At 72.9% G+C, this 19,188-nt stretch carries 19 protein-coding genes and 1 pseudogene; 11 read left to right on the top strand and 9 right to left on the bottom strand.

All coding sequences use genetic code 11. The features are described 5' to 3' along the window. Positions 1 to 72 precede the first annotated feature (72 nt). Together Srubr_RS30970 and Srubr_RS30965 are read left to right on the top strand one after the other, a co-directional pair. Entirely contained in the window at positions 73 to 933 is an 861-nt protein-coding gene (locus tag Srubr_RS30970; RefSeq protein ID WP_189995125.1) for a calcium-binding protein, read from the top strand. A 138-nt stretch (positions 934 to 1,071) separates the two neighbouring features. Beyond that, positions 1,072 to 2,892 (top strand): thioredoxin-like domain-containing protein, encoded by a 1,821-nt coding sequence (locus tag Srubr_RS30965; RefSeq protein WP_189995126.1) that lies wholly within the window; start codon positions 1,072 to 1,074, stop codon positions 2,890 to 2,892. A gap of 12 nt (positions 2,893 to 2,904) precedes the next feature. Here the strand turns inward: Srubr_RS30965 and Srubr_RS30960 are convergent, their stop codons facing one another. From Srubr_RS30960 to Srubr_RS30950, 3 genes are all read right to left on the bottom strand, one after another. Continuing rightward, positions 2,905 to 3,159, bottom strand: a complete 255-nt coding sequence (locus Srubr_RS30960) for a hypothetical protein (RefSeq protein ID WP_030609484.1) — start codon at positions 3,157 to 3,159, stop codon at positions 2,905 to 2,907. A gap of 86 nt (positions 3,160 to 3,245) precedes the next feature. Then, complete coding sequence (locus Srubr_RS30955; RefSeq protein ID WP_189995127.1) at positions 3,246 to 4,595, bottom strand: M18 family aminopeptidase; 1,350 nt, start codon at positions 4,593 to 4,595, stop codon at positions 3,246 to 3,248. A 115-nt stretch (positions 4,596 to 4,710) separates the two neighbouring features. Continuing rightward, the gene (locus Srubr_RS30950; protein WP_189995338.1) at positions 4,711 to 6,537 is read right to left on the bottom strand and encodes an acyl-CoA dehydrogenase; all 1,827 of its coding nucleotides are present in this window, start codon (positions 6,535 to 6,537) and stop codon (positions 4,711 to 4,713) included. Between the two features lie 314 nt (positions 6,538 to 6,851). Between Srubr_RS30950 and Srubr_RS30945 the strand changes: the two genes are divergently transcribed. Next, complete coding sequence (locus Srubr_RS30945) at positions 6,852 to 7,331, top strand: SseB family protein (protein ID WP_030609496.1); 480 nt, start codon at positions 6,852 to 6,854, stop codon at positions 7,329 to 7,331. A 110-nt stretch (positions 7,332 to 7,441) separates the two neighbouring features. Further along, entirely contained in the window at positions 7,442 to 8,413 is a 972-nt protein-coding gene (locus Srubr_RS30940; RefSeq protein WP_203855066.1) for a pirin family protein, read from the top strand. Positions 8,414 to 8,505: 92 nt separating this feature from the next. On the opposite strand, the gene Srubr_RS30935 is transcribed toward Srubr_RS30940, so the two are convergent. The 5 genes from Srubr_RS30935 to Srubr_RS30915 are packed head-to-tail and all read right to left on the bottom strand — an operon-like array spanning position 8,506 to position 10,914. After that, the gene (locus Srubr_RS30935; protein ID WP_189995128.1) at positions 8,506 to 9,114 is read right to left on the bottom strand and encodes an alkaline shock response membrane anchor protein AmaP; all 609 of its coding nucleotides are present in this window, start codon (positions 9,112 to 9,114) and stop codon (positions 8,506 to 8,508) included. A 23-nt stretch (positions 9,115 to 9,137) separates the two neighbouring features. After that, positions 9,138 to 9,794, bottom strand: a complete 657-nt coding sequence (locus tag Srubr_RS30930) for a DUF6286 domain-containing protein (protein WP_229926669.1) — start codon at positions 9,792 to 9,794, stop codon at positions 9,138 to 9,140. A gap of 55 nt (positions 9,795 to 9,849) precedes the next feature. Then, positions 9,850 to 10,257, bottom strand: coding sequence for an Asp23/Gls24 family envelope stress response protein (locus Srubr_RS30925; RefSeq protein WP_189995129.1), 408 nt, complete (start codon positions 10,255 to 10,257; stop codon positions 9,850 to 9,852). After that, positions 10,254 to 10,421, bottom strand: coding sequence for a hypothetical protein (locus Srubr_RS30920; RefSeq protein ID WP_189995130.1), 168 nt, complete (start codon positions 10,419 to 10,421; stop codon positions 10,254 to 10,256). The genes Srubr_RS30925 and Srubr_RS30920 overlap by 4 nt, the downstream gene beginning before the upstream one ends. Before the next feature lie 7 nt (positions 10,422 to 10,428). After that, positions 10,429 to 10,914, bottom strand: coding sequence for an Asp23/Gls24 family envelope stress response protein (locus Srubr_RS30915; RefSeq protein WP_189995132.1), 486 nt, complete (start codon positions 10,912 to 10,914; stop codon positions 10,429 to 10,431). A 158-nt stretch (positions 10,915 to 11,072) separates the two neighbouring features. Between Srubr_RS30915 and Srubr_RS30910 the strand changes: the two genes are divergently transcribed. The 6 genes and pseudogenes from Srubr_RS30910 to Srubr_RS30885 all read left to right on the top strand — a co-directional run bounded on the left by Srubr_RS30910 (position 11,073) and on the right by Srubr_RS30885 (position 15,085). Continuing rightward, positions 11,073 to 11,663: an RNA polymerase sigma factor gene (locus tag Srubr_RS30910; protein ID WP_189995133.1), complete on the top strand. Its 591-nt coding sequence runs from the start codon at positions 11,073 to 11,075 to the stop codon at positions 11,661 to 11,663. Next, positions 11,654 to 12,307, top strand: coding sequence for a hypothetical protein (locus Srubr_RS30905; RefSeq protein WP_189995134.1), 654 nt, complete (start codon positions 11,654 to 11,656; stop codon positions 12,305 to 12,307). The genes Srubr_RS30910 and Srubr_RS30905 overlap by 10 nt, the downstream gene beginning before the upstream one ends. Beyond that, entirely contained in the window at positions 12,291 to 12,917 is a 627-nt protein-coding gene (locus tag Srubr_RS30900) for a class I SAM-dependent methyltransferase (protein ID WP_189995135.1), read from the top strand. Before Srubr_RS30905 ends, Srubr_RS30900 begins: the two co-directional genes overlap by 17 nt. Before the next feature lie 13 nt (positions 12,918 to 12,930). Next, positions 12,931 to 13,062 (top strand): annotated as a pseudogene (locus Srubr_RS30895) (2-dehydropantoate 2-reductase N-terminal domain-containing protein); the annotation flags it as partial. A 96-nt stretch (positions 13,063 to 13,158) separates the two neighbouring features. Further along, positions 13,159 to 13,800, top strand: a complete 642-nt coding sequence (locus tag Srubr_RS30890) for an HAD family hydrolase (RefSeq protein WP_189995136.1) — start codon at positions 13,159 to 13,161, stop codon at positions 13,798 to 13,800. Positions 13,801 to 14,008: 208 nt separating this feature from the next. Beyond that, entirely contained in the window at positions 14,009 to 15,085 is a 1,077-nt protein-coding gene (locus tag Srubr_RS30885; RefSeq protein WP_189995137.1) for an AI-2E family transporter, read from the top strand. A 5-nt stretch (positions 15,086 to 15,090) separates the two neighbouring features. On the opposite strand, the gene Srubr_RS30880 is transcribed toward Srubr_RS30885, so the two are convergent. After that, on the bottom strand, positions 15,091 to 17,268 hold the full coding sequence (locus Srubr_RS30880; protein ID WP_189995138.1) for a SpoIIE family protein phosphatase: 2,178 nt from the start codon (positions 17,266 to 17,268) through the stop codon (positions 15,091 to 15,093). A 153-nt stretch (positions 17,269 to 17,421) separates the two neighbouring features. Between Srubr_RS30880 and aspS the strand changes: the two genes are divergently transcribed. After that, on the top strand, positions 17,422 to 19,185 hold the full coding sequence (aspS, locus tag Srubr_RS30875) for an aspartate--tRNA ligase (RefSeq protein ID WP_189995139.1): 1,764 nt from the start codon (positions 17,422 to 17,424) through the stop codon (positions 19,183 to 19,185). The last annotated feature ends 3 nt before the right edge of the window (positions 19,186 to 19,188 follow it).

Genomic DNA, 19,188 nt, shown 5'->3' with positions numbered 1-19,188 from the left:
ACCAAGCGGGAGCAGTCCGAGTCGGAAGGTGCGTAAGACGCACGGTCGCGCACGTCCTCTCGGAGGTTTGCCATGCTCGCTCGTCCCGCCCGCCGCCGGGTGCTCCGCGCCGTCCCGGTGACGGCCCTCGTCCTCGGTACGGCCCTGGCCGTCCCGCTCACCCTGGCCGGCCCGGCCGGTGCCGCGCCGGCTCCGGCCACCGCCGAGGTCAACCAGTACGACTGGCAGCTCGCCTACAAGGCCGCCGCCGGCCAGGCCAACAAGGTCACCGTCACCGCCTCGCTCACCGCCGACCGCACGGGCATCACCTATCTCATCGACGACGTGGTGCCGGTCGGGGCGGGCCACGGCTGCGGCCACCCCGTCGCCGCGGACCACACGAAGGTCTCCTGCACGGTCACCCTCGTGGACAGCCAGGACCCCTACGCCGCCCTGGTCATGGACCTCGGCGACCGCGGCGACACGGTCGCCTACAAGAACGCCACCGACCAGATCTACTCCTACGCCGAGATCTCGCTGGGCGCCGGCGACGACAAGGCGACCGACTCGGGCCGCCTCGACGGCGCCTACGTTTCGGGCGACGCGGGCGACGACACCCTCACGGTCGGCAAGGAGGGCCTGGCCTGGGGCGGCGACGGCAACGACACGATCAACGCGGCCGGCGGCGGCAACATCGCGCAGGGCGGCAAAGGCAATGACACGCTGCGCGGCGGTGCCGGGTCCCAGTCCCTGTCCGGCGACGACGGCAGGGACACGATCACCGGCGGCACCGGCGCCGACGAGCTGTACGGCGGCAAGGGCGACGACGTCCTGTACGGCAACAGCGGCAACGACAAGCTCTACGGCAACAGCGGCAACGACCGGCTCTACGGCGGCCCGGGCCGCGACACCCTCTCCGGCGGCCCCGGCCGGAACGTGGTCCGCCAGGACTGAGGGCGCCGGGCCGCCCTTATCCACAGCCGGGTCGGGCCGGCAGAGTTGTCCACAGCCGGGCCGGCCCGGAAACAGTGACGGGAACAGTTGTCCACAGGCGCCGGAACGTCCGTCGGCGCGAGGTGGCACCCTGGATCCATGACCGACCCCGCACCCCGACGCACCCGAGTACGCGCCCCCGAGCTGATCGGCAAGGGCGGCTGGCTGAACACGGGAGACCAGCAGTACACCCTTGCCGACCTGCGTGGACGCATAGTCGTCCTGGACTTCTGGACCTTCTGCTGCATCAACTGCCTGCACGTCCTGGACGAGCTGCGCGAGCTGGAGGAGAAGCACCGGGACACGCTCGTGGTGATCGGGGTGCACTCGCCGAAGTTCGTGCACGAGGCCGACCACCAGGCCGTCGTGGACGCCGTCGAGCGCTACGGCGTGGCGCACCCGGTCCTGGACGACCCGGAGCTGGCCACCTGGAAGCAGTACGCGGTGCGCGCCTGGCCCACCCTCGTGGTGATCGACCCCGAGGGCTACGTCGTCGCCCAGCACGCCGGCGAGGGCCACGCGCACGCCATCGAGCGGCTGGTCGAGGAGCTGGAGGCCGAGCACGAGGCGAAGGGCACCCTGCGCCGCGGCGACGGCCCCTACGTGCCGCCGGAGCCCGAGCCGACGACGCTGCGCTTTCCCGGCAAGGCGCTGCTGCTGCCCTCGGGGAACTTCCTGGTCAGCGACACCACCCGGCACCAGCTGGTGGAGCTGGCCGAGGACGCCGAGACGGTTCTGCGGCGGCTCGGCACCGGCACGCGCGGCTTCGCCGACGGCGGCCCGGACCAGGCGTCCTTCAACGAGCCGCAGGGTCTCGCCCTGCTGGACGACGGCTCCGTGGTGGTCGCCGACACCGTGAACCACGCCCTGCGCCGCCTGGAGCTCGCCACCGGCGAGGTGACCACCCTGGCGGGTACCGGCAGGCAGTGGTGGCAGGGCTCGGCCACCTCCGGCCCGGCCCGCGAGGTGGACCTCTCCTCCCCGTGGGACGTGGCGGTCTTCGGCGGCAAGGTGTGGATCGCGATGGCGGGCGTGCACCAGCTGTGGACCTACGACCCGGACGGCGGGACGGTGGCCGTGGCGGCCGGCACCACCAACGAGGGCCTGGTGGACGGTCCCGGCGCCGAGGCCTGGTTCGCCCAGCCCTCCGGCCTCGCGGCCACCGCCGACCGGCTGTGGCTCGCCGACTCCGAGACGAGCGCCCTGCGCTGGGTGGACACCGACGGGCACGTGCACACCGCCGTGGGCACCGGGCTGTTCGACTTCGGCCACCGGGACGGCGCCGCCGGCCAGGCGCTCTTGCAGCACCCGCTGGGCGTGACCGCCCTGCCGGACGGCTCGGTCGCCGTCGCCGACACCTACAACCACGCCCTGCGCCGCTACGACCCCGCCACCGGCGAGGTCACCACGCTCGCCACCGATCTGCGCGAGCCCAGCGACGCCGTCCTCGTCGGCGAGGACATCGTGGTGGTGGAGTCGGCCCGGCACCGGCTGACCCGGCTGCGGCTGCCCGAGGAGGCGGTGCGCGTGGAGTCGGTCGCCCACCGCACCCGGCGGGCGGCCACCGAGGTAGCCCCCGGCCGCCTTCGCCTGGACGTGATCTTCCAGGCCCCGGCCGGCCAGAAGCTCGACACCCGCTACGGCCCCTCGACCCGCCTGCTGGTCTCCGCCACCCCGCCCGAGCTGCTGCTCAAGGGCGAAGGGGCGGACACGGACCTGTCCCGCGAGCTGGAACTGAACCCGGCCGTGTCCGAGGGCGTCCTGCACGTCTCCGCGATGGCCGCCAGCTGTGACGACGACCCCGCCACCCAATACCCCGCCTGTCACGTGCACCAGCAGGACTGGGGTGTCCCGCTGCGCCTCACAGCGGGCGGGACGGACCGTCTGCCGCTCGTCCTGGCGGGCATGGACGAGCAGTAGGCGGACGGCGCGTCAGACGCCGTAGCCGTCCGAGTAGCCGTCGACGCGGTGGTGGCGGTGGGGCTCCTCCTCCACCACCGGTGTCGTCGGCGGGACGACCACGCGGCGGCGGCGGGCGATCCCGCTGAACGTCGCGACGCCGATCAGGCCCACAGCCATCAGGATCAGGCCGACGACGGTGACGTTGACGCCCTTCATGTGCCAGTCGGTCGCGAACGTCAGAATGGCCCCCACGCCGATGAGGATGATGCATCCGCCGAGACCCATGAGACCTCGCCTCCCCTTCCGGTTCCGGAATCTCCGGTGCCGTCCGGGTACCCGGCGGGGTCCCGGCTAGGCCCTGGGGGCAGGACCTAGCCCTCCAGGAAGGCCGTCAGGGCGTTCGCGAGGAGGAACGGGTCGTCCGCGCCGCACAGTTCGCGGACGCTGTGCATGGACAGGATCGCCACGCCGATGTCGACGGTGCGGATGCCGTGCCGGGCCGCGGTGATCGGGCCGATGGTGGTGCCGCACGGCATGGAGTTGTTCGACACGAAGCTCTGGAAGGGCACGCCCGCCTTCTCGCAGGCGGCGGCGAACACCGCGCGGCCCGAACCGTCGGTCGCGTAGCGGTTGTTGACGTTGACCTTGAGGATCGGTCCGCCGTTGACCCGCGGGTGGTGCGTCGGGTCGTGCCGCTCGGCGTAGTTGGGGTGCACGGCGTGACCGGTGTCGGAGGACAGGCAGACCGAGGCGGCGAAGGCGCGGGCCCGGTCCTCGAACGACCCGCCGCGCGCGAGCACCGAGCGCTCCAGGACGGAGCCGAGCAGCGGGCCGTCCGCGCCGGTGTCCGACTGGGAGCCGTTCTCCTCGTGGTCGAAGGCGGCCAGCACCGGGATGCGGGTGAGCGGGGCGCCGGAGGCCGCGACGGCGGTGAGGGCGGCGGCGCCGGCGTGCACGGACAGCAGGTTGTCCATGCGCGGGCCGGCGACCAGCTCCCGGTCCCGGCCGAGGTAGGCCGGCGGCTCCACCGGATGGGTCATCAGGTCCCAGCCGGTCACCGAGCCCTCGGTCAGCCCGGCCTCCTGCTCCAGGAAGGCGATGAGGTCGCCGTCGCCCACCTGGTCGCCGAGGCCCCACACCGGCTGGAGGTGCCGCTGCTTGTCGAGTTTGAGCCCCTCGGTGCCGACCGAGCGGTCCAGGTGGATGGCGAGCTGCGGCACCCGCAGCAGCGGCCGGTCCACGTTGACCAGGACGGACGAGCCGTCGCGCAGGGTCAGCCGGCCGGCCAGCCCGAGGTCCCGGTCCAGCCAGGAGTTGAGCAGCGGGCCGCCGTAGATCTCCACGGCGACCTGACGCCAGCCGTGCGCCCCGCTGTCCGGGCGCGGCTTGACCCTCAGGCTGGGGGAGTCGGTGTGCGCGCCGATGATGTGGAAGGGGGTGTGCGCCTCGGCGCCCTCGGGCACGTACCAGGCCACGATCGCGCCGCCGCGCAGCACGTACTTGCCCCCGTGCGTCCCGTCCCAGGCGTCCGTCTCCGCGACCTGCCGGAAGCCCGCCTTCTCCAGCCGCTCGGCGGTGTTCGCCACGGCGTGGTACGGCGACGGGCTCGCCGCCAGGAAGGACATCAGGTCGTCGGTGTGGCCGCGGTCGAAGGTGAGAGGCGCGCGCGCAGCGCTCGCTGAAGGGGCGGCGTCGGGTGACGGGCGGGATGGTGCGCTCATGGGATTCACCTTAACGACGTGCACGGGCCCGCTCCCGGAAAGAGAGCGGGCCCGTGCGAGGAATCGACGGGGACGTCCGGAACGTCGGGAAACCGGGCGCCCGGGACGCCGGGGCCTAGAACGCGGCCTCGTCCAGTTCCATCAGGTCCAGCTCCACGTTGCCGGCGACCTTGCGGGCGAGGGTGACGCCCGGCAGGACGTTCGCCGCGAAGAACTTCGCCGCGGCGATCTTGCCGGTGTAGAAGGCCTTGTCCTTCGCCGAGGCGGTGGCCAGCTTCTCGGCGGCGACCGCGGCGCCCTTGAGGAGGAGGTAGCCGACGACCACGTCACCGGAGGCCATGAGCAGGCGGGTGGTGTTCAGGCCCACCTTGTAGATGTTCTTGGTGTCCTGCTCGGTGGCGGCCAGGTCGGTCAGCATCAGGCCGACGATCGCCTCCAGCTCCACGGCCGCCTTGGCCAGCTGCTCGCGGGCGCCGGCCAGCTCCTCGCCGCCGGTGCCGAGCGCCAGGAACTTCTTGATGTCCTCGGCGAGTGAGTTCAGCGCGGCGCCCTGGTTGCGGACGATCTTCCGGAAGAAGAAGTCCTGGCCCTGGATCGCCGTGGTGCCCTCGTACAGGGTGTCGATCTTGGAGTCCCGGATGTACTGCTCGACCGGGTACTCCTGGAGGAAGCCGGAGCCGCCGAAGGTCTGCAGCGACTGGGCGAGCTGCTCGTAGCCCTTCTCGGAGCCGTAGCCCTTGACGATCGGCAGCAGCAGGTCGTTCAGCGCGTGCTCGGCGGAGGCGTCCTCGCCGTTCGCCTCCTTGATCTGGATGGCGTCCTGGACCGAGGCGGTGTACAGCACCAGGGCGCGCATGCCCTCCGCGTACGCCTTCTGCGTCATCAGCGAGCGGCGCACGTCGGGGTGGTGGGTGATGGTGACCTTGGGCGCGGTCTTGTCCATGAAGTTCGCCAGGTCCGGGCCCTGGACGCGCTCCTTGGCGTACTCCAGCGCGTTCAGGTAGCCGGTGGACAGCGTGGAGATCGCCTTCGTGCCGACCATCATGCGGGCGAACTCGATGATGCGGAACATCTGGCGGATGCCGTCGTGCTTGTCGCCGATCAGCCAGCCCTTGGCGGGGTGCTGGTCGCCGAAGGTCATCTCGCACGTGTTGGAGACCTTCAGGCCCATCTTGTGCTCGACGTTGGTGGCGTAGACGCCGTTGCGCTCGCCCAGCTCGCCGGTCTCGAAGTCGAACAGGTACTTCGGCACGAGGAAGAGGGACAGGCCCTTGGTGCCGGGGCCGGCGCCCTCGGGACGCGCGAGCACGTAGTGAAGGATGTTCTCCGACATGTCGTGCTCACCGGAGGTGATGAAGCGCTTCACGCCCTCGATGTGCCAGGAGCCGTCCTCCTGCTGGACGGCCTTGGTGCGGCCGGCGCCCACGTCGGAGCCCGCGTCGGGCTCGGTGAGCACCATGGTGGAGCCCCACTGCTTCTCGGTGGCGATCTTGGCGATGTGCTTCTGGACCTCGTTGCCCTCCTCGAAGAGGATGCCGGCGAACGCGGGGCCCGAGGAGTACATCCACACGGCCGGGTTGGCGCCCAGGATCAGCTCGGCGTAGGCCCAGATCAGGGAGCGCGGCGAGGTGGTGCCGCCGATCTCCTCGGGCAGGCCGAGCCGCCAGTACTCGGAGTCCATGAAGGCCTGGTAGCTCTTCTTGAAGGACGCCGGGACCGGCGCGGTGTTGGTCTCGGGGTCGAAGACCGGCGGGTTGCGGTCGGCGTCGGCGAAGGACTCGGCCAGCTCGTTCTCCGAGAGGCGGGTCATCTCCTCCAGGATGCTCTTGGCGGTGTCGACGTCCATCTCCTCGAACGGGCCGGTGCCGTACACCTTGTCGCGCCCGAGTACTTCGAAGAGGTTGAACTCGATGTCGCGGAGATTCGACTTGTAGTGCCCCATGGCGACGGCTCCGTAGAGGGATCGGCGAGGCACTGACTCCTCGCACCTAGTTCACGTACCAACAAGTAGCTACGATGATGCTACCCGTCGGTAATAAGACGCAACCCCGATCCGGGCATCTGTGACGCGTCTCAAGTGGCGCTGAGGGCGCCTTGTACATGCCAGGTGCATGCCCCCTGAGCGCCCCGTGAACACCCCCGCGCGCCCTCGCCGTTCGGGTGGGGCCGGTGCCCGGCGCTCCTCCCCGGCCGGCGCGCGGAGTTCCTGTGCCGTAGTCCATCCGGGTGGCGGGGCGGCTCGGTACGCTTCTGCTCATGTACGGCTACGACCAGAACGTGGGCGCTCAGCAGCAGTACGCCCCGCCGCAGCAGCAGATGCCGGGCGGTGTCGGCGGGTACGGCCAGCAGCCGCCGCTCTATCCGGAGCCGTCCCCGCCCTCGCTCGCGGACGCGGTGCGCGCCTTCACCACCGGGCAGATGGCCGCCGAGGACTTCCAGCAGATCTTCGCCACCTCCAAGGTGTACTGCCCGCGCGGCGACACCCCGGGCTTCCTCGCGCTGCACAACACCCAGCAGCCGGTGATCCCGATGTTCACCTCGCTGAAGGAGCTGCGCCGGTACGCGGGCAAGGAGTCCAAGTACTTCGTCATCACCGGCGCCGAGGTGATCGACCTGCTGCCCACCGGTTACGGCTTCGTCCTGGACATGGAGGGCGAGCACCGGATCGTGTTCGACGCCAAGGCGGTCGAGCAGATGGTCGACTTCGCGATGCGGCGCATGTACGGCGGCGGCTGAGCGGTCACCCGGACGCGGTCCCGGAGGGAATTCTCTCCGGGCCTCTTCTGTTGTGGGCGACAAGAAGTTCAACGCTCAACTAAAGTGGGCGTACCAAGGAGGTACCCGCCATGCCCGCAGTGACCGTCGAGAACCCGTTGACGCTGCCCCGTGTGACCGCTCCCGCCGATGCCGTGGCACGTCCCGTGCTCGCCGTCACGACCGCCCCGAGCGGTTTCGAGGGTGAGGGATTCCCGGTGCGCCGGGCGTTCGCCGGGATCAACTACCGCCACCTCGACCCGTTCATCATGATGGACCAGATGGGGGAGGTGGAGTACGCGCCGGGCGAGCCCAAAGGCACCCCCTGGCACCCGCACCGCGGCTTCGAGACCGTCACCTACATCATCGACGGCGTCTTCGACCACCAGGACTCGCACGGCGGCGGGGGCACCATCACCAACGGCGACACCCAGTGGATGACGGCCGGCTCCGGCCTGCTGCACATCGAGGCCCCGCCGGAGTCGCTGGTCGTGTCCGGCGGCCTCTTCCACGGTCTCCAGCTGTGGGTGAACCTCCCCGCCGAGGACAAGATGATGGCCCCGCGCTACCAGGACATCCGCGGCGGCAACGTCCAGCTGCTGACCACGCCCGACGGCGGCGCGCTGCTGCGTGTGATCGCCGGTGAGCTGGACGGGCACGCCGGGCCCGGCGTCACGCACACGCCGATCACGATGATCCACGCGACGGTGGCACCGGGTGCGGAGGTCACGTTGCCGTGGCGGGAGGACTTCAACGGGCTGGCGTACGTCCTCGCGGGCCGCGGCAGCGTCGGCAGGGAGCGCCGGCCGATTCACCTCGGCCAGACGGCCGTCTTCGGCGCGGGAGGCTCGCTGACCGTGCGCGCGGACGAGCGGCAGGACTCCCACACCCCGGACCTGGAGGTCGTCCTCCTCGGCGGCCGGCCGATCCGTGAGCCGATGGCCCACTACGGCCCGTTCGTCATGAACACCCGCGAGGAGCTCCAGCAGGCGTTCGAGGACTTCCGCAAGGGCCGCCTGGGGACCGTTCCGGCCGTGCACGGGATGACCGAGGGCGGAATGTAGGAACGGGCTCCGGCGGCCGGGTACCGAGGACGGGAGGCGACCGGTCGGCACCGGCTCTCCGGGGACGTGAGCGGAAACGCTCCGCTTCCCGCCTACTCCGCGCGGTGCGGCTTGTGGCGGGTGACGTGGAGGCGTACCTCCGTGGGCGGGTCGGGCCGGCCGGTGGACCGGCGAGCGGTGCGGAGGGGGCCTTCGCAGAGGGCGCCGAGGGTGGCGCCCGGCGCGGCCCCGGGAGCGAGGGTGAGCCCGACGCGGGTGTGGTGGCGGGCGGGCCGGCCGGTGATGCGTACGGTCGCGTGGTCGACCCCCGGCAGGGCCCCGGCCTCGGCCGCGATCGCGTCGCTCAGCGCCCGGTCGCGCAGTTCGACGCCTTCCTGCGGGGGTGTGCCGCCGACGGGCAGGGAGCCGGGGCGGCGCCGGCGCAGCTGGGCGAGCAGCCACCACAGGGCGAGCAGGGCGACGAGGGCGAGCGCGGCGATCACCGCGGGCCACCACCACCAGCCCTGGCCGCTCCAGCGGGTCCGGTCGGCGGACCCGAGCAGGACGTCGGCCGGGGCGGTCAGGGGCCAGCCGTCGGGCGGGACCAGACCGCGCCGCCGGTACAGGTCCAGCCCGGCGAAGAGGATCAGCAGCCCGCCCCCGAGCAGGACCAGTCCGGCGAGGCCCAGCAGACTGCGGTTGAGGATGGATCGCGGCGTCATGACGGGCTCCGGTGCTGCGTCGGTCAGTCGGTGCGTCGCCGCACGCGTACGGCGACGCGGGGAGGACGGGCGAGGGCCAGCCGGTCGCACTCCTCGTCGAGGGCGGCGGTGAGGTCCTCCTTCACCTGCCGGGGGTCTCGGAAGCGGACGTCCGCGCGGGCTTTGACGCGGTGGCGGCGTACCCGGACGCGCGCCGCGCCGACCCCGGGGACCCGCGTCGCGGCGTCCCGCAGCAGGGCGGCGGCCCCGTCCCGGTCCAGGGCGGCCCGCAGCCGGGGGCAGTCGGCGGGGCGGCGCAGGGGCAGCCAGTGCCGTAGACCGGGAGTGAGGGCCAGGACGAGCAGCCAGACGCCGGCGGCGGCGGCCACGGCGGCGCCCGTGAGCATCCACACGTCGTCCACGGGGCGGGTGGCCAGCGCGTCGGCCAGGTGCCGTCGCCACGCCGCCGCCGGGCGTCCCGCCCGTACGGCGATGACGTCGGCCAGCGCCGCGACCGCCGCGACGACGACCACCGCGGCGACCAGCGCGGCCGGGACGCGGCGCGCGGACCACGGCCGGCGGGTCCGGCGCCCGCTGCCGCGCCCACCGCCCGGCACGTCGCGTCCGGGCGGAGCGGGCTCCTTCGTCAGCGGCACCGTGGCACGCTGCGCGGAGCGGTCGGGGCCCGGGTCGGGTGTCATCGGGCTGCCCCTTCCCGCGTGGCGCGCCCGGTGGCCGGGACCGCCGTGCGGCCGGTCACCGGACCCGCCCCCGGCCCGTTCCGGCGGCGGTCACCAGCCGCCGGACGGTGAGGGTGACCTCTCCCACCCGCAGGCCGGTCAGCTGGGCCACCCGGTCGGCGACGTCCCGCCGGATTCGCGCACAGACCTGGGGGATGTCGGTGGGATAGGGCAGGTCCAGGGCCAGGTGCAGGCGCACCGACCCGGTACGGACGGCGGCGGTGGCGCTGGGTGCCGTCGGCCCGCCACGCTCCGGCGGTACGGCGGCGCGCCGGGACTGGGCCGTGCGCGCGGCCTGGGTCGCGATACGGGCGACCACCCGGTCCGGGATGACGGTGGCGCCCCGGTCGGCCGGAGGCGGCAGACCGGCACCCGGCGCCGGTTCCCCCGACGCCCCGCCGGGGGAGCCGCGCCCGGTCCTCACCGCTGCCTCCGGGCCCGGAGGTCGAGGTCGCCCTGTACGCCGAGACCGGCGAGCAGCCCCACCGCGCCCAGGACCAGCACCAGCAGAAAAGCCCAGAAGCCGCCGAAGTAACCGGCGAAGCCCAGGGCCATGCCGGCCGCGAGGCCCGTCGTCGCTGCGTTCATCGTGTACTCACCTCACGCGGCCCTCGTCCGGTTCGGCCTCTTCCTCGTCGTCGGGCAGCCGGACATCGTCGACGGCGACGTTCACCTCGACGACCTCCAGGCCGGTCATCCGCTCCACGGCGCCGATGACGTTGGTGCGGACGTTGCCCGCGACGTCGACGATGGAGACGCCGTACTCGACGACGACGTCCAGGTCCACCGCGGCCTGACGCTCGCCGACCTCGACCTTCACTCCCCGTGTGACGGCTCCCGCGGCTCCTCCGGGGACGCGTTCCCGCATGGCGCCGAAGGCGCGGGCCATCCCCGCTCCCAGGCTGTAGATGCCCGGCACCTCGCGGGCGGCCATGCCCGCGATCTTGGCCACCACGCCGTCCGCGATGGTGGTCCTCCCCCGTGTCTCGGCCGGAGCCCCGGCTCCGGTACGGCCCTTGAGCGCGCTCACGCCCGTGTCGGGCCCGCCGCCCCCGCCGACGCTGGTGATGTTGTCCGTCATGGCGGTCGCCTCGATCGGTCGCTCGGTCGGACACCGGTGTGGCGCCCGTCGCAGAGTTGGACATAACGGGCAGCGCGTTCCTCACGCGAATGAAGTGTGACGTGCATCACAACTCCCTCCCGGGTACCCGGACGGCCCCGAGCCTCGTGCGGGGCGTCATGATCGAACGCACTGTCCCACCACCACCGGAACCCGGCCTGCCAGTGCGCGACCTGCCGGACGGCTTGCTGGCCGTACGGGCGGCCGAGGGGGACGAGGACTCCTTCGCCGTTCTCGTCCAGCGGCACGGCCGGCCCCTGCTGGCCCTGGCCCGCTGCATGCTCGGCGACCCCCAGGACGCCGAGGAGGCCGTTCAGGACGCCTTCGTCAGCGCCTGGCGGCGGCTCCCGGAATACCGCCACGGCGCGGAGTTCCGTACCTGGATGCACCGGATCACCGTCAACCGCTGCCTGACCATGCGCCGTCGCCGGCCGTCACCGCTCCCGCTGGACGCCGTCGCCGAGCCCGCGGCGAAGGACGCCTGGAGCCAGCCCGCCCGGTTCGCCGAGCAGGACGCGGCCACCGCCGCCCTGTGCCGCGCGCTCGGCGATCTGGCCGCCGGGCAGCGGATCTGCTGGATCCTGCGGGAGGTGCAGGGCCTGTCCTACAAGGAGATCTCCCAGGTGACCCGGACCAGCGAACAGACGGTGCGCGGCCGGCTGTTCCGGGCCCGCCGGTCCCTCCAGGAGGCGATGAGCCCATGGCGCTAGACGGCCCGCGGACGCGGCCTTCCGAACCGCCCGCCGCCGACGGACCTCCGTTCGAGGGCGATGAGGTACTTTCCTGCGGCCGGCTGCTCAGCCGGGCCTGGGAACAGGCCCGGGACGCGGTGCCGGCCGCCGATCCGCACACCCGCTCCTGCCCCCACTGCCGTGAGGCCGCCGAGGGACTGGCCGCGGTGAGCGCGGCCACCCGGGCGCTGCGCGCCGAGGACCCGCCCGGCCTCCGCGCGCTCGCCGCACGCGTCATGGACACCGTCAGGGCGGAGGTACGGCGCGGCCGGCTGCTGCCCGTGGCCGGCCCCGGCCGGGAACCGCGCATCGCCGAGAGCGCCGCGGCGAAGGTGCTCCGGCGGGCCGCCGACACGGTCCCCGGTGCCAGGGCCGCCGCCTGCCGGCTCGTACCCGTGGGCGACGGCATCGGCGTGCGGGTGACCATGACCCTGGCCGCCGCTCTCGACCACCCGCTGCCCGAGCGGGTCCACCAGGTGCGCCGGACGGTCCTCCGCTCGGCCGGACAGGACCTGGGCATGGCGGTCACGGCCGTCGACATCGCCGTGATCGACGTTTTGGAGCCGGAGCCGGTGTGGGAGCCGTTCCGCCGTCCCGGCTCCCCGGGTGGCGGTGGTACGTGACGACCGGGGGCGGCCGGCCCGGCCCCGTTCGGCGGAACAGCGGGCGGTGCGCGTGATCGGCTGGGACGGTGCTCCCGTTGCCCACCCGTGCGCCGGCTCGCCGCTTGGTGCGTTGTGCTGCTGCTCGGCGCGCGGCCTGGCCGCCGGCCGCGCCCGGCAGTTAGGCGTGCCGCCGGAGCGGGCGGAGTTCTTCCAGGGCTCCCTGGCCTCCACCGGGCTGCCCTCCCGGTACGCGGACGGCCTGGTCTGCGTAGACGCCATCGGGTTCGCGCGGGACCGGCGCGCGGTGCTGGAGGAGAGCCGGCGGGTGCTCAAGCCCGGCGCCCGGGCGGTCCTCACCTCCGGTCGCAACCGGACCCGGCCGGTCCTGCCACCGTGGAAGGAACAGGCGGCGGGCACCGGGCTGATCCTGGACGCCGAGGAGGAACGGCAGCACGAACCAGCGATGTGGCAGCGCCTCTACCAACTGTGGATCGAGCACGAGGCGGAGCTGCGCGCCCAGCTCGGCAACGACCAGGCGGACAGCATGCTCACGGAGGCCAGGACGCGCGGGCCGGCTCTCGCGGGCCGGCAGGCGGTCACGGTTGCATTGAGGCGCCCCGAGGACTGAAGGAGTCACCCTTATGTCTCGTCGCGTTGCCGTCTACGGAGCCGGATCGTGGGGAACCGCGTTCTCCCTCGTCCTGGCCGACGCCGGTTGCGACGTCACCCTGTGGGCGCGGCGGGCGGACCTGGTGAATGCCATCAACCGAACGCACGATCCGTAGCGTCGGCAGTACCCCTGATCCGCGTGCCCTGTTCTCGCCTGCGAGCGGGAGGGGGCCTTTCACCGTGCCCGGTACCCTGCCCGCATGATTCGCGCTGTGATCTTCGACGTCGGGGAGACACTCGTTCGAGACGATCGGTACTGGGCATCGTGGGCTGACTGGCTGGACGTCCCCCGCCACACGCTCTCCGCGCTCGTCGGAGCGGTCGTTGCGCAGGGCCGCGATAACGCTGACGCCCTCCGCCTCGTCCGACCCGACATCAACGTCACAGCCGAGTACCGGGCACGGGAGGCCGCCGGCCGTGGCGAGCACCTGGACGACAGTGACCTGTACGACGACGTCCGGCCCGCACTGGCCGAGCTGCGTCGACTCGGCGTCCGGGTCGTCATCGCCGGGAACCAGACCGCCCGCGCTGGTGATCTGCTTCGGGCCCTTGACCTGCCGGCGGACGTGATCGCGACGTCCGGTGAGTGGGGCGTAGCCAAGCCGCAACCGGAGTTCTTCCAGCGGGCCGTCGAGGCCGGGCAGGCCCCGGCCGAGGAGACGCTGTATGTCGGCGACCACCCGGCCAACGACGTATTCCCCGCGGCGGCAGCCGGACTACGGACCGCGCACCTGCGCCGGGGACCATGGGGGCATCTCTGGGCCAGTGACCCGGACGTCATCGCGACGGCGGACTGGCGAATCGACCGACTGACCGACCTGGCCGCTATCGTCAGCGACTGAATCGCCACTCTCAGCCGGGGCAGGGGCCGGGGCTGTTCCGCCGTCCCGGACTCCCGGGCGGCCGGGGTACGTGACGGCCGGGGGCGGCGGGGCCCGAGTCCTCCCGAGGCCGGCGGGCGTGCCTCGCCCGTACGGCCCCGTGCGGCTGCCTCGCCCGTACGGCCCCGTGCGGCGGGACAGCGGGTGGTGTGTGTGTTCGGCTGGGACGGTGCTCCCGCTGCCCGAACCCGTGCGTCGCCTCGCCGCCTGGTGTGTCGTGCTGCTGCTCGTCGCGGGGGTGGGCTGGGTCGGCGTACGGCTGTGCGGTGAGCTGCGGACGGCCGTCACGCCGGTGCTGCTCGCCCTGCTCGGCACCGCGCTGCTCGGACCGCTGTACCGGCGGCTGGTGCGGGCGGGGGTGCGGGCGTCGGTGGCGGCCGGGCTTACCTGTGCCGCCGTCGTGGCCGTCGTCGGCGGCGCCGTGTACATCGTCGTCGCCGCGCTCGTCGACAGCGGCGCGGAGATCAGCGCCTCGCTGCGGGACGCCGCCAAAGGGGTCGCCCGGCACTTCGGGGCCGCGGGGGCCGGCCTGGACGACCTCGTGGCCAAGGCGCCCGAACTGCTGCGCAGGTTCGGCGGGACGGCCGTGTCCAACGTCGTCAGCGGGGTCGGTGCGGTCGCCGAGGGCGTCGCCATGGCCGTCCTCGCACTGCTGCTCGTCTTCTTCTTCCTGCGCGACTCCCGCCGCGCCCTCGTGGCCCTGCGCGCCGTCGCGCCCGGTGGCAGCGCCGACACCCTGGAGGCCATCGCCCGGCGGGCCTTCGCCGCGGTGGAGGGGTTCATGCGCGGGACGACCTTCATCGCGCTCATCGACGCCCTGTGCATCACCGTCGGCCTGCTGGTCCTCAGGGTGCCCGGCGCGATCGGGCTCGGCGCGCTCGTCTTCGTGGGCGCCTACATCCCCTATCTCGGTGCCTTCATCTCCGGCGCGGTGGCCGTGCTGGTCGCCCTCGCCGACCGGGGCCTGGTGATCGCCCTGTGGGCGCTCGGGGTGGTGCTCGCGGTGCAGGTGCTGGAGGGGCATGTGCTGCAACCGGTGATCCAGAGCCGGACCGTGCAGATGCACCCGGCCGTGGTGCTGGTGGCGATCACCGCGGGCGCCTCCGTCGCGGGCATCCTCGGCATGCTCCTCGCGGTACCGGTGACCGCGGCGGCCTTCGGGGTCTGGGCGGAGCTGCGGGACCGCCGCGGCGAACCGCCGGACCGCCCGGAGCAACCGCCGGGCGGCCGGCCGGGCGACCGCTAGCGTGCCTACGGGACGTACGAGCCCGGCGGGGTCCCGGGCGCTTTCGCCCCCGTCCGTTCCCCCAGTTCGAACCAGATGCTCTTGCCCTCGCCCCGGGGGACCACCCCCCACGTGTCCGCGAGGAGTTCGATCAGCATCAGGCCGCGGCCGGAGGAGGCCAGTTCGCCGGGGCGGCGCTTGTGCGGGAGGTCGTCGCCGGTGTCGAAGACCTCCACCCGCAGCCGCCGCCCGCCCTCGCCGCAGAGGACCTCGGCGAGCAGCAGCGCGTCGGCGTCGGTGTGCACCAGCACGTTGGTGACCATCTCGGAGACCAGCAGCACCGCCGAGTCCACCTGCTCGGGCGAGGCCCAGTCGTGCAGCAGCTCGCGCAGGTGCTGGCGGGCCTCGGCGATCCGGTCCGGCTCGTCCTGGGCCACCGACAGCAGGGTGCGCCGCACCGGGGGCCCGGCCGTGGCGGTGCCGTCGCGTCCGCAGGCCGCGGCCGGCCGGCACAGCAGCACCAGCGCGATGTCGTCCTCGCGGCGGTCGGCCAGCGGGCCGGTGGTGTGGTGCGAGGACGGCCCGTGCACCGCCTGCACCAGCGCGTCGGCCAGCTCCTCCAGGTCCTCCTGGCGGTACTCCCCCGGGCGGTGGTCCTCCAGCAGCACCCGCAGCCTGCGCCAGCCGCTCTCCAGGTCGTGCCCGCCGGTCTCGATCAGGCCGTCGGTGCACAGCATCAGCGTCTCGTCGGGTTCGAGGGTGAACCGGGTCGTCGGGTAGTCGGCGTCCGGGTCGACGCCCAGCGGCAGCCCGCCCGCCGTCGGCCGCATCATCACCGTGCCGTCCGCCATCCGGATCACCGGGTCCGGGTGCCCGGCGCGGGCGACCTCCAGCAGGCCGGTCACCGGGTCGGCCTCCACGTACAGGCAGGTCGCGAAGCGCGGGTCGGCGGGGGCGCCGGGCCCGGAGCCGTCGGTGACCCCGTTCAGGAAGCGGGAGGCGCGGGAGAGCACGGCGTCCGGCCGGTGTCCCTCGGCGGCGTAGGCGCGCAGCGCGATCCGCAGCTGGCCCATGATCCCGGCGGCGCGCACGTCATGGCCCTGGACGTCCCCGATGACCAGGGCGAAGCGGCCGGAGGGCAGCGGGATCATGTCGTACCAGTCGCCGCCCACCTGGAGTCCGCCGCCGGTCGGGATGTACCGGGCGGCGATCCGCATCCCCGGGACCTCGGGACCCAGCGACGGCAGCATGGAGCGTTGCAGGCCCTCCGCCAGCTCCCGCTCCGACTCGGCGGCACCGGCCCGGGACAGCGCCTGGGCGAGCATCCGGGCGACCGTGGTGAGCACCGCGCGCTCGTCGGGCGTGAACGCCACCGGGTAGGTGAACGCGGCCATCCAGGCGCCCATCGTGCGCCCGGCGGCCGTCAGCGGCAGGAACGCCCACGAGTGGCGGCCGAAGCGCCGGGCGAGCGGCCAGGTGGCCGGGTAGCGGTCCCGGTACTCCTCCGGGGAGGACAGGTAGACGGCCCGCCCGGTGCGGACCACCTCGGCGGCCGGGTAGTCGGTGTCCAGCGGCATGTTGGAGAAGGGGTTCATGTCGCCGGGGTGGTGTCCGTGCTGGCCGGTGATCGTCAGCCGGTCGCCCTCCACGCCGTAGACCACGAGCCCGTCCGGGGAGAAGCCGGGCATCGACAGGCCCCCCGCCACCCGCAGCACCTCGGCCGTGGACCGCGCCTCGGCCAGCGCCCGGCCCGCGTCCAGCAGGAACGCCTCCCGGGAGCGCCGCCAGTCGCCGGTGACCGCGCTGCGGGCCGCGGCCGTGCCCGGGGCGGGCTCGGTCACCTCCTGGAGGGTGCCGAAGAGTTCGTAGGTGCGCCGCTCGGGGTCGAAGGACGGCTTGGAGCGGCTGCGGACGACCCGCAGGATGCGGCCGTCGGCGTCCATGACCCGGATGCGGACCTCGGCGAGGGTGCCCTCGGCGGCGGCCAGCCGCACCACCCCGGCGACCTCGTTCCAGTCGACGGGGTGCAGCCGGGCCCGGGCCTGGGCCTCGGTGAGGGTGACCGGCCGCGCGGGCAGCCCGAGCAGCCGCGCCGCCTCCGCGTCCAGGGTGACCAGGCCGGCGGCCGTGTCCCAGTGCCACAGCCCGGTCGCGAGGGCGGCGAGGACCTCCCCGACGGACGGCAGGGGCTCGCCTGTGCGCATTGCCCCACTTTATGGATAGGTGTCCGATGGGTGCCACCTAGGCGGTCGGACAGTAATCCCGGGGAGCCGTTCATGGGGTGCCCGGTACCCTTGGGATGGCCTAGGCCGTACCCGCCTGGCGACACCCGATCCGCACAGACTGGATGAACGACGATGCATCGGTACAGGTCCCACACCTGCGGCCAGCTCCGCGCCTCTGACGTCGGCACCGACGTCCGGCTGAGTGGCTGGCTGCACAATCGGCGCGACCTGGGCGGCATCCTCTTCATCGATCTGCGCGACCACTACGGCATCACGCAGCTGGTCGCCCGCCCCGGCACCCCGGCGTACGAGGCCCTGGACAAGATCTCCAAGGAGTCCACGGTCCGGGTCGACGGCCGCGTGGTTTCACGTGGAACCGAGAACGTGAACCCCGACCTGCCCACCGGTGAGGTCGAGGTCGAGGTCGCCGAGGTCGAGCTGCTCGGCGCGGCCCAGCCGCTGCCCTTCACGATCAACACCGAGGACGGGGTCAACGAGGAGCGGCGCCTGGAGTACCGCTTCCTGGACCTGCGCCGCGAGCGCATGCACCGCAACATCATGCTGCGCACGGCGGTCATCGCCGCCATCCGCCAGAAGATGACGGCGCTCGGCTTCAACGAGATGGCCACCCCGATCCTGACGGCGACCTCCCCCGAGGGCGCCCGTGACTTCGTGGTCCCCTCCCGGCTGCACCCGGGCAGGTTCTACGCCCTGCCGCAGGCCCCGCAGCAGTTCAAGCAGCTGCTGATGATCTCCGGCTTCGACCGCTACTTCCAGATCGCGCCCTGCTTCCGCGACGAGGACGCCCGCGCCGACCGTTCGCCGGGCGAGTTCTACCAGCTCGACGTCGAGATGAGCTTCGTCGAGCAGGAGGACGTCTTCCAGCCGATCGAGCGGCTGATGACCGAGCTGTTCGAGGAGTTCGGCGGCGGCCGTCACGTCACCTCGCCGTTCCCGCGTATCCCGTTCCGCGAGGCGATGCTCAAGTACGGCTCCGACAAGCCGGACCTGCGCGCCAAGCTGGAACTGGTGGACATCACCGACATCTTCGAAGGCTCGGAGTTCAAGGCGTTCGCCGGCAAGCACGTGCGCGCCCTGCCCGTGCCGGCCGTCCAGGACCAGCCGCGCAAGTTCTTCGACCAGCTCGGCGACTTCGCCGTGTCGCTGGGCGCCAAGGGCCTGGCCTGGGTCCGGGTCGGCGAGGACGGCACGCTGACCGGCCCGATCGCGAAGTTCCTCACCGAGGAGAACGTCGCCGAGCTGACCAAGCGCCTGTCGCTGGCCCCCGGCCACGCCGTCTTCTTCGGCGCGGGCGAGTTCGACGAGGTCTCCAAGATCATGGGCGCGGTCCGCGTCGAGGCCGCCAAGCGCGCCGGCCACTTCGAGGAGAACGTCTTCCGGTTCTGCTGGATCGTCGACTTCCCGATGTTCGAGAAGGACGAGGACACCGGGAAGATCGACTTCTCGCACAACCCGTTCTCGATGCCGCAGGGCGGCATGGAGGCGCTGGAGACGCAGGACCCGCTGGACATCCTGGCCTGGCAGTACGACATCGTCTGCAACGGCGTCGAGCTGTCCTCCGGCGCGATCCGGAACCACGAGCCGGACATCATGCTCAAGGCGTTCGAGATCGCGGGCTACGACCGCGAGACCACCGAGCGCGAGTTCGCGGGCATGCTCCGCGCGTTCCGCTTCGGCGCCCCGCCGCACGGCGGCATCGCCCCGGGCGTGGACCGCATCGTCATGCTCCTCGCGGACGAGCCGAACATCCGTGAGACGATCGCCTTCCCGCTCAACGGCAACGCCCAGGACCTGATGATGGGCGCCCCCACCGAGCTGGAGGAGTCCCGCCTGCGCGAGCTGCACCTGGACATCCGCAAGCCGCAGCCGAAGTAGGCG

The organism is Streptomyces rubradiris, assembly GCF_016860525.1.
Classification (GTDB): Bacteria; Actinomycetota; Actinomycetes; order Streptomycetales; family Streptomycetaceae; genus Streptomyces; species Streptomyces rubradiris.
This window is presented reverse-complemented; position numbering and strand designations above follow the sequence as displayed.